We start from the raw sequence: 13934 nt of genomic DNA, 5'->3' as shown, positions 1-13934 counted from the left end.
ATATCTATCAATATACGCGTCTCCGATAAAACAAGATATAGCTGAAGAGAGCCATACCTATCCCAACGTAATCAGCAAAAATATCCCACCAATCCGCTTGACGGCCTGTAGACAGGTAATATTGAATAGCTTCTGTACCGAAAGCAAAAATACTGGCAATAAGAAATGTAACGATGATTGTTTTTATCTTAGATGGGTTACCGCTAGCTGGCGAGATAGAACCCAATAACAGCAACGCAGTAAAGACAAAGAAGAAACCACAATGTGCCATCTTATCAAACCCTTCAAAAAAACCAACTCCCGGCATATCGTCTGATGGCATTCCCATGAGCAACAGCATCATAATACCCCAAACAATCGCCCAAATGTAGTTAAACAAGTTTCTCAACATGGGGGATAAAAGTCGTATTAATTAGGGAACTTTCAAAGCAAATAATATTTAAAAACAGTTAAATACGAGTTTTTTGAAAAATAAAATGCTATTAGTCAATTAATTATATAAATTTTTGTAATTTTTATAGTACTATGTATTGCATAGTACAGTATAAAACATATATCTTTGTAATGTTATGATAGCAGAAAATACACAAACCCAAATGCGGAAAGGGATACTGGAATACTGTATCCTTTCTATCATTTCCCGAGGGGAGATTTATGCTTCAGATATTATTGGAGAACTTAAGAAAGCCCAATTATTAGTGGTAGAAGGGACATTATATCCTTTACTAACGCGTTTGAAGAACAATGGGTTGTTGAGTTATACATGGAAAGAATCAAGCTCCGGGCCTCCCCGTAAATATTATCAAATTACGGATGAAGGGCGCGCTGTGTTATCTCGGCTAGACGTAACATGGAAAGAACTTGTTTTCGCAGTGGAAACATCCTTACAAGGACGAAACGACTAATAACGAACAGCATCTACATATATTAACAAGGTCATGAACAGGACAATTATTATAAATATCAACAGCATTGTCTTCCATATCGAGGAAGATGCCTACGATACGTTACGATCGTATATGATTGATATTAAGAAGCATTTTGGAAATACCGCTGAAAGCAAAGAGATACTGGAAGATATTGAAAATCGTATTGCGGAAATGTTTAATGAGCGTATTCAAACGGGGCGTAAAGAGGTCATCAATTTGGATGATGTTCAGCAGGTCATTGAGCAGATGGGACGTGTGAGCGATTTTGAAGAAAGCGAAGGGACGACGTTGGAAGAGGACGTCGGTCATGAGCAACGGACGGGGCAAGCTCCCCATGTAGAATATGTCGGCAAAAAACTGATGCGCGATCCGGATGACAAGATGTTGGGCGGGGTTTGTAGTGGTTTGGCACACTATTTTGGTATAGAGCCTATCTGGATACGTATTTTATTAGTACTTTTCTTCTTACTCGGCGGTTCCGGTGTTCTGGCATACATTATCCTTTGGATTGTTATGCCCATTGCAGAAACCCGTGCCGACAAAATGGCGATGCGCGGTGAGGAACCAAATTTACAGAACTTTAAAAAATCCTTCGACGAAGAAACGAAGAGCTTTTCGGAAACTTTTTCTGGAACCGGTGAGCGTATCGGTCGTGGCGCACGTACAGCAGGTAATCTATTGAGTGGTTGTTTTGGTCTGATAGGAAAGATGATTGCGTGGATTATGCTCATCTTCGCAGGTTTAAATTTATTAGGGCTGTTCATTGTTTATGTGTTTAATATGATGAACTTTTTTGGACTTGAAAATCCGATTTTCTTTCCCCCCTTAAAAGTGCTTTCTACTAATGAAGGCGTTATAGCGCTGACTTTTGGCTTTCTAGCGATTGCTATACCTTTTTTTGCATTGTTCTTTTGGCTTACGCGGATATTATTTAAAACGGACAAACTGAACAGCTACTTGTCGTTGACCATGTTTGCTGCTTGGATTGTGTCCATCGTCGGAATTGTCTACTATTGTATAGCCGCGTCGCAAGATTTTCGGGAAAAGAGTACCATCAATGTGCAAAAAAGCATTCAACCACAGGAAATCTATTATTTTACGGAAAAAGATATCCGTGTTCTGGATGCTAGTGAACAAGACTCACTAAAATCAAAATTTAATATTCAACTGGATGGACAGGATCTACGGAATTACCTGCATCGTGATATCAGTATCTACTTTGAAAATATCGATTCACTGAGCCAGCCTTATATACAGTATAGTTATTCTGCCAAAGGAAAAACATATCAATTGGCTTCTGAACGTGCACATAATATCGTTTATGAGGCTATACAAGAAGATAAGACTCTCTTGTTTCCCAGCCACTTTTTGTTGAAGAAAAATGCGCTGGACAGAGATCAACAGGTGACGGTGACCGTATATCTCCCGCAGGGTGCCAAGGTAGTGCTTCAGCAAGAAATAGAGCATAAAATTCGGGACATTTCTTACTGGGAATGTCGCAACAACTATCCCAATGAAAATCAACAGAAGTACACGGAGTGGACAATGACTAATGCAGGGTTGCGCTGTGCTCAACCACCAAAGCCAAAAGAAGAAGAGGAAGAGAAAGAGATCGTGGAGTCTGAAAAGAAAGATTCCGTCATCCGTATCGACGGCTCGAATGTGACAATTGAAGTGAAAGACAACAACGTAAAAATCAATACTAAAAAAGAAGAAAGCTAATTTTTATGCGCATTATTTTAAATGTATGTTTTCTCCTCGTTACTGTATTTACAGCACAGGCACAACAAGGGGAAGTAAGCGGTCGTGTTTTTAATGAACAGCAAGAACCGTTGGCAAATGTATCAATTTACTTATTGACGGCAAAAGTTGGAGCACTCATAAAAACAGAGGTAACCAATGAGCATGGACGATATGTCATAAAAAATGTACCTCCTGGTGAATTTGTAGTACAGGCTTCATCTGTAGGATACGAAACAAGCAAATCTTCTTTATTAAAGGTAACAGGGCAATCGATTGTAGTAGACAATATGATATTAAAGCCCGAATCGCAAACAATCGATGCGGTAACGGTGGAAGGACAGGTGCCACTCGTTCAGCAACGAGATGGAAAGCTGGTCTTGAACGTGGAGAACTCCACATTGGCAGCAGGCAATAATGCGCTTGAAGTGGTACAACGCGCTCCAGGTGTAAGTGTTGATAAAGATGAAAATCTTCAGCTAATGGGGCAACAAGGCGTAAATATAACGATTGATGGGAGGCAGACGTATATGACCGGCGAACAGCTTGCGGCATTCCTTAAAGCCATGAACGGTGATCAGATTCAGCGTGTAGAGGTTAGCACGATAAGAAGTGCAAAGGAAGATGCGGAAGGAACGGTTGGTACGATCAACATCGTGTTGAAGAAAAACAAATTAGAAGGTTTTAATGGTTCATTTTTGGCAAGTGCTGCCCACGGTAAACATGCCCGGGGAAATTCGTCGTTGAACCTCAATTATAAGAAAAACAATACGACTATTTTTGGAACGTATGGTTTCGCCCGGAATAAAAGACAATTTGATCTAAACATGGAAAGGGTTATTCCATCAGATGGTACCGATCGCGTATTTGATCAGGATGCATACCTTGTCGAGACAAACAGAACACATAACTATAGGGTAGGAGTAGAGCAGAAAACCTCGGAAAGAAATACAATGTTATTGCAGTTTTCAGGTGACAATGATGAGGAAATTTCGGATAATGCCAGCCTGACCAATATCGGCCCTCGCATCGGCGTTGTTGATTCTGTATTGGATGCCTCCTCGAAATCGATAACACCTTTTAACCGTTATTCGGTCAACTTTAACAACGAGCTCCAATTGGATACATTGGGTAGTAAGCTGGTATTAGATTTGGACTGGAGTGCTTTCCGCAACAACTCCAATATCAATTACGAATATCGCACTTCCGATCCTGCCGGAAACCTGCTGTATGATCCCGAGTTAGAAAGGAGTCGGATGCCTGTAGATATTGATATCTATGTTGCCAAGTTGGATTTTGAAAAAAAGTTGAGAAGAGGTGGTAAATTGGAGACAGGATTGAAGTATAGTAATGTGCGCTCGGATAATGATCTGCAATTTGAGCATTTTGTCGATAACCAATGGCAAGATTATGCAGGTCGTCCCAACCATTTCGTATATACAGAGCAGATAGCAGCGGCTTATGCCGACTATAGCCGTGAATTCGGACCATGGTCGATGAAAATGGGGCTTCGAACGGAATACACCGTCTCCGATGGAAACTCTATTACATTGGAAAAACGTGTGAAGCGCGATTATTTAGATTGGTTCCCCTCGGCAAATGTATCCTATACGATGAATGAAAACAATATTCTTTCGCTAAGTTATGCTCGAAAGATAGGCCGTCCAAACTACAGGCATTTGAATCCGTTCGAATATTATATTGACAAGTTTACGTTTATGAGGGGGAACCCTTATGTCAATCCGCAGTATACCAACGGTTTTACCTTGAATTATACCCTATACAAGATGTTCAACTTTACATTGGGAACGGATTTGACCAACGATGCGATGGTAGAAAGTTTGGGACAGGATTCCGTGACAGGTCAGGCGTGGATTACACGGGAGAATTTAGCCAATACGGTGACATCTTATTTGAATATCAACGCACCTGTAAGAATAGGGAAGTTCTGGACGATGAACAATAATCTGACGACTATTTATATGCATTTTAAAGGCCCTATCGCAGGAGAATACGCAGACTTGGGCTCTACTTTCTTTCAAGGGCGCAGCACAAATAACTTTAAGCTGAACAAAGCATTTTCTGCGGAATTGTCTGTTAATTACAACAGTGCATTTCTATATAATGTCTATAAAATTCACGCACGTTGGGGAACAGATATTGGTGTGAATTATAATTTCAAAAACGAGCGAAGCTCTTTGAAATTGGCAGGAACGGATATTTTTCGGACACAACAGAATAACGTGTCTACAAATTTCGGACAGTTCAATTCGATAATCCGGCAGTATAACGATAACCAAACAATTCGGTTGACCTATACGTATAAATTCGGCAATCTGAAACAACAAATTAGAAAAAGAGATGCAGAATCTGAAGAAGCAAGCCGTGCGAGGTAGGGCTAGTAAACCAAACTTCTAAAAAATTGTTATCTTGTAAGGGTTTAAAACAAACTAAGATAATATGAAACGATTACTTCTTTTTTCTTTAGGAGCTGCATTGTCCACAACGGCATTCGGTCAACATCAACTGACGGAATTGTGGGAAACGAAAAATTTGCCTGTTCCCGAATCTGTGCTTTATCATGCCGGAAATAATGTGTTATATGTGTCATTGATTGACGGAGACGGTGCAACAAAAGATGGGCAAGGCGGTGTTGCTGTGTTAAATCTGGATGGCAGCGTGAAGGACCAAAATTGGGTAACCGGATTGAATGCACCCAAAGGAATGGCCAGTTACAAGGATTTTTTATATGTGGCGGATATTACCGCTGTTTCTGTTGTAGATCTTGTGACCGGTAATGTCGTTAATGAAATTGAATTTCCAGGAGCTGTGTTTTTGAACGATGTGACAGTAGATAATGCCGGTGTTGTCTACGTATCCGATACACGTACGGGTACGATATACCAGATGCGGAATAATAAACCTACGGTATTTTTAGAAAATGCACCGAATGTCAATGGACTCAAATTTATTAAGGGAAGTCTTTATGCCTTAGTAGGGCCGGAACTTTGGAAGGTCGATGCAAATAAGAAAAGCACCGTTATCGCGAAGGGTTTTGAATTAGGAGGGGATGGATTGGAACCAGTAGGTAACGATGGAGATTTTCTTGTTACGTGCTGGGGAGGTTTGGTGTATTATGTAAAGGCTGACGGTTCTTTTGAAAAGTTGATGGATGTTCAAGGGAAGATGAATACAGCAGATTTGGGCATACACCCGGAAACGAATACGATATACATTCCGACGTTTAACAGCAATAGCGTCAAAGCATTTAAGCTGGATAAAAAGTAAAAAAAGGTTGAAAATCTTAAGCCTTATCATCTTCCTCCACTTCACCTGCCATTTGTGTGCGCAGGATTTGACCATGTGGTATGATAAACCCGCTGTCCGTTGGGAAGAAACCTTGCCTTTGGGTAATGGTCAGATTGGCATGATGCCGGACGGGAAGATTCTGGATGAATCCATCGTATTGAACGAAATATCGATGTGGTCGGGAAGCCCCGAAGATCCGAATAAGGATGATGCATATAAAAGTGTTGATGCGATTCAAAAACTATTGTTCGAGGGTAAGAATGATGAGGCAGAAGCGTTGGTCAACAGGAACTTTGTAACGAAAGGAAAGGGCTCGGGTCATGGAAAGGGAGCAGAAGTACCTTATGGGAGCTTTCAGAACTTTGGTTTCCTCAATTTTCTACATACGATACCGGGCGAGGTTTCGCAGTATAAACGCACATTGAATTTGGCAAATGCTACCGCAACAACCTCATTTGAAGCGAATGGTATACGGTATCTACGCGAATATTTTACTTCATTTGATGGGAATATCGGTGTAATCCGCTTATCGGCAAATAAGAAGGGAGCCATTACCTTTGCTACACATTTTTACCGTGATGAAAATGTGCGCCATATGAACGTGACTGATAACGAAATGACATGGAGTGGTACATTGCCCGATGGAAAAGGAGGGGATGGGTTACGATTTGCAGGCAAAGTAAAAATCCTTACTAAAGGAGGCAGCAACATGACGTATGACCATCAGGTCATTGTGAAAAATGCAAATGAAGTACTGCTCATTTTTGCGGCATCAACAGATTATTATGGACACCGTCCCGAAGAAGCTGTGGAGCATTTGTTGGCCGATGCTGCTAAATGGACGTACAAAAGCCTATGGAAAGCACATCGTCAACAATTTGGAGAAATTTTCAATCGTGTCTCTCTCCGTCTAGAAGATAATGGGGATAATAAAGACATCCCTACCAACAAGCGTATCCAGCAGTTTTTCGAAGATCCTACGCAGGATAATGGGATGGCTGCCTTATACTATCAGTTTGGACGATATCTGAGTATAGCCAGTACGGCGCCGAGAAAAGAAAATGCACTTCCACCAAATTTGCAAGGATTGTGGGCACATCAAATCCAAACGCCCTGGAACGGAGACTATCATTTGAATGTTAATGCACAGATGAATCACTGGGGCGTCGAAGTAAATAACCTTTCCGAGTACCATAAACCCTTTATCAATTTGATTAAGCGTATTGCAAAGGAAGGGGAGAAGACGGCCAAAGCCTATTATAATGCGCCTGGTTGGGTGGTGTATATGATGACTAATATTTGGGGTTATTCAGCGCCAGGTGAGCAGGCATCGTGGGGCGCAAGTACAGCTTCGGGTTGGCTTTGTAATCATCTGTGGGAGCATTATCAATTTACGAAAGATGAAGATTACCTTGCAGAAATATACCCTGTATTAAAAGATGCAGCGGTTTTTTACCATGCGACATTGGTCAAAGAGCCCAAGAACGGTTGGTGGGTCTCTGCTCCTTCGGTTTCGCCGGAAAATGCTTTCAAGATGTCAAACGGCAAGGTTGCATCGGTCGTCATGGGGCCTACAATAGACAATCAGATTGTACGGGAACTTTATGAAGCCGTGATTCAAGCGAATGACATACTCCAATTAAAGGATCCTTTTGTAGCAGAGTTGGAGCAGCAACTTCGAGACATACCGCCCCCAGTGGTCGTCAGTCACTCAGGTCGTGTGATGGAATGGCTGGAGGACTATGCAGAAGTTGAACCTCAACATCGCCATGTGTCGCACTTATATGGACTATATCCTGCGCACTTCATTTCGCCGGTCAGCACGCCTGAGTGGGCGGAAGCAGCAAAGAAAACGCTACTTGCAAGAGGAGACGAGGGAACGGGATGGTCTCGTGCTTGGAAGATTTTGTTCTGGGCTCGGTTGCACGATGGCGATCACGCGTTGGAGATTCTTCGACAATTGCTCAAACCTGCCTTTAAAGATGAAATGACCTATGAAGGGGTAGGAGCTGGAACATACCCGAACCTTTTCTGTGCACATCCTCCATTTCAGATTGATGGTAACTTTGGTGGTTCTGCTGGAATTGCCGAAATGCTCATACAATCGCATGATGGTTATATCCATTTGCTCCCCGCCTTACCTAAAGCGTGGCATAGTGGTGAAGTGAAAGGGTTGAAAGCGCGAGGAAATTATACCGTGGATATTCGATGGAAAGATGGTCGGGTAATAGACTATAAAGTGCAAGGGAAAAAGGGCGAAATAGTGGATGTTCTCGTGAACCAGGAGAAGATAAAGAAAAAGATATGAACAGCATGACAATCGAACAGTTATATTCGTTATATAAAGTGCATCACGCTGTATCTACGGATACGCGTAATATAACACCTAACAGTATATTTTTTGCCTTAAAAGGAGAACGGTTTAATGCCAATGAGTTTGCAGCGCAAGCGTTGGAGAACGGTGCCAAATGGGCGGTTGTCGACGAAGGAAAATATGTAACGGACGAGCGCTATATTCTGGTAGAAAATGTGTTGGCTACATTGCAAGATCTAGCTCGGTATCACCGTCACCAACTGAATATACCCTTTATCGGGATCACAGGAACGAACGGAAAAACTACTACCAAAGAGTTATTATATGCGGTATTATCGCAACGCTTTAAAACGTATGCGACAAAAGGAAATCTCAATAATCACATCGGTGTCCCACTAACACTGCTTTCTATAGATGATAGCATCGAGATAGCGGTTATCGAAATGGGCGCAAACCATCAGCGAGAAATTGCATTTTTGTGTGATATTGCTGCACCGACACACGGACTGATCACCAATGTAGGGAAGGCACATTTGGAAGGCTTTGGTTCGTTTGATGGGGTGAAGAAAGCCAAGGGCGAGCTGTATGATTTTCTCAAAATGCATGATGGCGTATTGTTCCTTCAAGGGGATAATGAATACCTGCGAGAGATGGAAATGCAGCGCGGTATTTCAAAAATTGTTCGCTATGGTTTTTCGCCGGCAAACGACATCGTAGGACGATTGGAATATGCCAATCCTCTTCTTTGTGTCTCTTGGAAAATACGTGATGCGGAGGTGTATCATACAGTAGGAACGCAATTGACAGGCTCGTATAATACGGAAAACATATTAGCTGCAGTTGCGGTAGGACATTTTTTCGGTATAGATGATGTCCATATCAATCAAGGGATTGTGACCTATACGCCCACCAATAACCGCTCGCAAATCACAAAAACGGGACAAAATGTCGTCATTGCCGATTATTATAATGCAAATGTGAGTAGTATGGAAGCCGCGTTGGCGAACTTGGAAGTTATCGAAGCGGAACATAAAGTAATCGTACTAGGCGATATGTTTGAATTGGGTGACGATGCTGCGAAAGAACACCGATATGTGGTCGACAAAGCGCTAGCCATCGATGCCGATCGGACCATCTTTGTGGGTGAGGCGTTTTATGCCCATCAAAATACGAAAGCTGAATTTTACGAAACGACGGACAATGCTAAAGAAGCTCTCAGAGAACATCCTGTTGTTAACAGTACTATCCTACTGAAAGCTTCTCGTGGAATGGCTTTTGAAAAACTGATGGATATGCTATAGATTATTTAACTTTTTCCACCGTAAATACAATCGTTTTATAGTTGTCCTTCTCATAGAGAATGCCAATTTGATTTTTCTTCACCAAAACGATATCGGAGTAGGCTGAATAAGCTCCGTTGTAACCTTGTGGTGCTTTGGCGATGACCTTGTTGAAATACCAGGTTTTCCCTTTGTCTTTGGAAAGGCGTAAGGTAAGGTTGTCTCTATTTTTTTGGTGAGCTGCATTACAGAAAGCCAATATATATTTGTTGCCTTTTTTCCAAGATAGCGTGCTACCTTGGTTGACCGGATCAGGGAGGTTACGATCATAATATGTGGTATCCCAAGTTACGCCACCGTCGCTGGAATAGCTTACAATACGATTACGTACATTCCCTTGTTGGTTGCGAGTGTTCATGTACAATTCTGTATCCGAGATTTGTGCAGCCATTGTTTCGTTACCACCTTCAAATGTAATTTTGTCTGCTAATTGAAACGTTTTACCGTGATCGTCTGAGTAATAAGCATGTGCAAAATAGTCTTTACCCTTCTCTTTGGGATCTCCGGCGGAATGGTTTGCTGGAATGTACAGGCGTCCTTTATATTTCCCGGAATCAAATTGCAGTGCATGTCCAGGCGTGTTGGCATAAGCGCGCCAATCTTCTTGGAAGTTATAGACCGGATTAGCAGACTGCTGGTTTGGACGGTGTGCCTGTGTGGTGATATTGACCGGCTCCGACCATGTTTTGGCACCGTCTGTCGATGTGATATACCACAGTTCGCGGAGGCCTTTACCCGCACGAACCTCATGCTCATGGTTATTCCCGGTATTATAGAACAAGAAAATACGTCCGTTTGGATACTGTGGATCAAATAAATCCACTACGGGAGCGGCATTTCCGGCTTGTAGCTTGTCGTAATCTGCCGCTACCTGCAATGTTCCCCATGTCTTGCCGCCATCATGACTGATTTTGTATACGATGTCCACATTTCCATAATCTCCTGCATGATCTACACGTCCTTCGGCGAAAGCAATCAATTCACCTGTTTTGTTTTTAATAATAGCAGGAATACGATAGCTGGCATAACCGTCATCGCCCGACTTGAAAACGGTGACCTCTTGTGCATGCAATAGCAGTGAAAAGGTTACGGAGCAAAAAGTTAACAATAGCTTTCTCATGTTGTTATATTTATCGTTTTTTAATTTTCATCTACATTATAAGGTATAAAGGTAAACATCCACTTGACGGGATTTTGCCAATCCGCACCTTTAAACGATGCGACAGGCAATTTAATCAAAACATTGTTCCATCCTTTTTTTAGGGTAATCATAGTCGGTTCGCGGAATGAATATCCCTCATCGATTAGGGGGATTTCCAGTTCCCCTTTTTGTCCTGCCTGTTTCCATATTGGCGGTTCTATGAGGGTACCGTTTACCCAGAGCTTACTTTGCCGCTTGTCCCAGGTTCCTGATGCGGGCGAGTCACTGGCGTAAGAACGCGAAAGATTATCAAACCCAATCCAAAAAGGTTTTGATCCCGTTTCGTCACTCCAGATTTTTGTTCGGGCATACCAGGTTGTATTAGGTTCGGGATTATCGATCACTCCTGGTATAATATCTGCCCACCAATGTCTTAAAATTACTGTACCGCCCACTACCGTTTTAACAGGTTCTAACGTGTCGGAAAAAGGATCGGTCTCTATAGCGAAAGATTGCGATAGCGCTCCGTTATTGTCGAATGGTCCGATCAATTCCCATTGCATGTCTGTTTGCCTGGCATATGGAAACGGTTTATCCGAGAGGAAGCGCTGCCGATGATCGAGTAGTCTTTCTTCAAATTCCCTAAAAGAAGTATAACCTTCGGTATCTACCGCTGGGATATTTGCAACCCATCCCGATTTGCCTCCACCTTGCCAAATCCGTTCCGCAAAGGTCAATAATGAAGGATAAATGGCATTTTGATAAAACATATCTTTAGGAGCAGCGACAGCGCGGTCTGGCCAAGAACATAATATTGCTCCCTTCAGATTACGATGTCCCGCATCCTGTTCACCGATCCGGCGGAAGAAAAGTGTCGTTACCGTTTCTAAAGGATCCATGTGATTAATATAGAGATGTTTCGAGTCGATGTATACCATCTCTCCTTGCACTGGCACCGCTTCGGGTCCACCCATCCAAAGTTGGCGGATGGTCTGCGACATCAAGTTACTACCGGGATCCCAGCCCACTGTCTTGTAGCCTAGCTCTTCCACAAATCGTGTGATTTCCGGCATAAAGTTTTTATTCGTGATTTTGACCTCATCGCCTCCAATATGTAAATAAGGAAGTCCGGGGTAGGTTGTTGCAAACTCTTCCAATAGCTCTTTAATATGTATGATGCCGTTGTCCGATTGCATGTCAACACTGAAATAACGCTTGAAAGCAGCACTATGGCCCGGCATGTCAATTTCCGGCAACAATAAGATATGGTGGTCAGCACAATATGCTATCAACTCGCGGAATTCCGCTTCTGTATAAAAATCACCTGCCCATCGGGTCATGTATTTAGCGTTGGTCAGTCCGGGGTATTTCTTACTGGATAAACGCCAGGCAATATCCTCGGTAAAATGAAAGTGCAACACATTCAGCTTATATCGTGCCATTACGTCAATCTGTTCTTTCAGCATAGACAACGGCTGATAATTACGGCCTACATCCACTAAGAATCCCCGCCAGGAAAACGCCGGCTTATCCCGTATTTCATATACCGCGAGCTTACGGTTTTGCAACGTAAACTGTCTCAAGGTCTGCAGCCCATAAAATATTCCTGCAGGTGAAGGCGCAGTAATTTTTACGCCCTCTTTGTGGACTTGGAGATGATACGACTCGTGCGATTGATCGGCCGTAGTGTCTTGAGCGAGTACCAATTTTACAGCCGGCACGTTCTCCACTGCTTGATCGCGAATAGTGATAGCCCATCCTTCGAAAATCGTCTGGGCAAGCTGATGTTCCTTTGTCAGTGAAGCGGAAGATTCTTCGATCCGGATACCCGCTGTTAAATCTAAGAAACCCAATCCCCGCTCGATATGAATCGGTTGGGGGATGAGTTTATCTTGTGCAAATGTGGTAGTCCCGCTTAAGATGATGAAGCACGAGAAGATAAAAACTATATATCTCATGTTGCCTGATTGATAAAATTTTCTAAAATCGACCAACAATACCATTCCTGACGCGGTAGGTGAAAAGGACCTTTAAAGAGGTTGCCTTTAGCCGTCTGTGAAATCCTTCCGTCGCGGTGCAGGTAGCCAAACCACTCTCCGTGCTCCTTATCGTGAAAATGGGAATACGCGTAGTTATGAATCTGCTCATGCATATTGGCGTACTTTTCGTTTCCGGTCACGAGATACGCTAATAAAGTGGCGATAATGGTTTCGTTCTGTGGCCACCAAAACTTCATGTCTTGCCAGTACTCTTGTACCGGCTTATCATACACATCACGGAAATACAGGATACCACCGTACTCCTTATCCCAGCCCCGTTCCCACATATAATCTAACATTCGACAGCCCAAATCAATCAGTTTAGGGTTGTTATTGCGGTAACGTGCTTCGTGTAAAATAAACCAGGCGCCCTCGATAGCGTGGCCCGGATTGAGCGTCCTCCCGTCGATATGGTCGATAATGCTCCCGTCAGGCGCAACCTGCTCCATAACACAGCGGATATCGTCTTTTACAAAATATGTTTCTATTTCTGTTATCCAACTCGCTATTGCCCCATCACAACGGGGGTCTCCTATGGTATCGCGCAGTTGCTGTGCGGTATTGATCATAATCATAGGCACGCCGATGCCCTTTGCTGGTCTTGTCGGTTCAAACTTCGGTTCGATTCGGCGTTCACCCTGTGCATATTCCAGACAGATTCCGAACATTTTACGCGCAAAATCTGCTGCCTCAGGGTCACCAGATGCTTTTGCATAGGCTGCAGCAGCTATGACGGCGAATGTTTCGGAAAAGAAATAACGACGCATCCGAATAGGATCGCCAGTACGGTCCACGTGAAAATACATTTTGCCTTCGGTATCAAAACACTTCTCCCGTAAGAACGTGTAGCCGAGTCTGGCCCCCTCTAACCATTCTTTCCGAGACTCTACCGTGTTGTATAAGGTTGACAAAAGCCAACAGGCTCTACCTTGTATCCAAACCGCTTTATCCGTATCGATTAAGCTGCCATCAGCATCTCGCATCAATAAGTAGCCGCCGTATTCAGGATCGTATGATCTCGGAAACCAAAACGGAACAGTATCTTCTAGTAGTTGTTTTTTATAAAAATCGCGAAGCGATAAGAGATGTTCGTTGTTCATTTTGTGTTTTATTGTGAGGGTT

10 protein-coding genes are annotated in these 13934 nt (G+C 42.9%); 6 read left to right on the top strand and 4 right to left on the bottom strand.

What is annotated here, in order from left to right; all coding sequences use genetic code 11:
* Positions 1-7: 7 nt before the first annotated feature.
* Positions 8-391, bottom strand: coding sequence for a VanZ family protein (locus H8B21_RS04950; RefSeq protein ID WP_223814837.1), 384 nt, complete (start codon positions 389-391; stop codon positions 8-10).
* A gap of 178 nt (positions 392-569) precedes the next feature.
* Here H8B21_RS04950 and H8B21_RS04945 point away from each other — a divergent pair, with 178 nt between their 5' ends.
* The 6 genes from H8B21_RS04945 (at position 570) to H8B21_RS04920 (ending at position 9593) form a co-directional block, all read left to right on the top strand.
* Positions 570-905: a PadR family transcriptional regulator gene (locus H8B21_RS04945; RefSeq protein WP_148918313.1), complete on the top strand. Its 336-nt coding sequence runs from the start codon at positions 570-572 to the stop codon at positions 903-905.
* Between the two features lie 33 nt (positions 906-938).
* Entirely contained in the window at positions 939-2651 is a 1713-nt protein-coding gene (locus tag H8B21_RS04940; RefSeq protein ID WP_190312647.1) for a PspC domain-containing protein, read from the top strand.
* 5 nt (positions 2652-2656) lie between these two features.
* On the top strand, positions 2657-5065 hold the full coding sequence (locus H8B21_RS04935) for a TonB-dependent receptor domain-containing protein (protein WP_190312646.1): 2409 nt from the start codon (positions 2657-2659) through the stop codon (positions 5063-5065).
* A gap of 64 nt (positions 5066-5129) precedes the next feature.
* Positions 5130-5957 (top strand): NHL repeat-containing protein, encoded by an 828-nt coding sequence (locus H8B21_RS04930; RefSeq protein WP_190312645.1) that lies wholly within the window; start codon positions 5130-5132, stop codon positions 5955-5957.
* A 7-nt stretch (positions 5958-5964) separates the two neighbouring features.
* The gene (locus tag H8B21_RS04925) at positions 5965-8286 is read left to right on the top strand and encodes a glycoside hydrolase family 95 protein (RefSeq protein WP_223814836.1); all 2322 of its coding nucleotides are present in this window, start codon (positions 5965-5967) and stop codon (positions 8284-8286) included.
* Positions 8283-9593, top strand: a complete 1311-nt coding sequence (locus H8B21_RS04920; RefSeq protein ID WP_317170371.1) for a UDP-N-acetylmuramoyl-tripeptide--D-alanyl-D-alanine ligase — start codon at positions 8283-8285, stop codon at positions 9591-9593. The genes H8B21_RS04925 and H8B21_RS04920 overlap by 4 nt, the downstream gene beginning before the upstream one ends.
* A gap of 1 nt (position 9594) precedes the next feature.
* Here the strand turns inward: H8B21_RS04920 and H8B21_RS04915 are convergent, their stop codons facing one another.
* The 3 genes from H8B21_RS04915 to H8B21_RS04905 are packed head-to-tail and all read right to left on the bottom strand — an operon-like array spanning position 9595 to position 13912.
* A complete protein-coding gene (locus tag H8B21_RS04915) occupies positions 9595-10752 on the bottom strand; it encodes a sialidase family protein (RefSeq protein WP_190312644.1) in 1158 nt (385 codons plus the stop codon).
* 20 nt (positions 10753-10772) lie between these two features.
* Positions 10773-12731 (bottom strand): family 20 glycosylhydrolase, encoded by a 1959-nt coding sequence (locus tag H8B21_RS04910; RefSeq protein WP_190312643.1) that lies wholly within the window; start codon positions 12729-12731, stop codon positions 10773-10775.
* Entirely contained in the window at positions 12728-13912 is a 1185-nt protein-coding gene (locus H8B21_RS04905) for an AGE family epimerase/isomerase (RefSeq protein WP_190312642.1), read from the bottom strand. Before H8B21_RS04905 ends, H8B21_RS04910 begins: the two co-directional genes overlap by 4 nt.
* Between the last annotated feature and the right edge of the window lie 22 nt (positions 13913-13934).

It is taken from the genome of Sphingobacterium chuzhouense, assembly GCF_014692525.1.
In the GTDB taxonomy this organism is placed as follows: Bacteria; Bacteroidota; Bacteroidia; order Sphingobacteriales; family Sphingobacteriaceae; genus Sphingobacterium; species Sphingobacterium chuzhouense.
Note: the sequence above shows the minus strand (reverse complement) of the source record. Positions and strands in the feature narration are given on the sequence as shown.

Bases quoted from the DNA above. Each gene is read 5' to 3' on its own strand.
- H8B21_RS04950 (WP_223814837.1), bottom strand. From the start codon at position 391: ATGTTGAGAAACTTGTTTAACTACATTTGGGCGATTGTTTGGGGTATT.
- H8B21_RS04920 (WP_317170371.1), top strand. From the start codon at position 8,283: ATGAACAGCATGACAATCGAACAGTTATATTCGTTATATAAAGTGCAT.
- H8B21_RS04945 (WP_148918313.1), top strand. From the start codon at position 570: ATGATAGCAGAAAATACACAAACCCAAATGCGGAAAGGGATACTGGAA.
- H8B21_RS04915 (WP_190312644.1), bottom strand. From the start codon at position 10,752: ATGAGAAAGCTATTGTTAACTTTTTGCTCCGTAACCTTTTCACTGCTA.
- H8B21_RS04935 (WP_190312646.1), top strand. From the start codon at position 2,657: ATGCGCATTATTTTAAATGTATGTTTTCTCCTCGTTACTGTATTTACA.
- H8B21_RS04940 (WP_190312647.1), top strand. From the start codon at position 939: ATGAACAGGACAATTATTATAAATATCAACAGCATTGTCTTCCATATC.
- H8B21_RS04905 (WP_190312642.1), bottom strand. From the start codon at position 13,912: ATGAACAACGAACATCTCTTATCGCTTCGCGATTTTTATAAAAAACAA.
- H8B21_RS04930 (WP_190312645.1), top strand. From the start codon at position 5,130: ATGAAACGATTACTTCTTTTTTCTTTAGGAGCTGCATTGTCCACAACG.
- H8B21_RS04910 (WP_190312643.1), bottom strand. From the start codon at position 12,731: ATGAGATATATAGTTTTTATCTTCTCGTGCTTCATCATCTTAAGCGGG.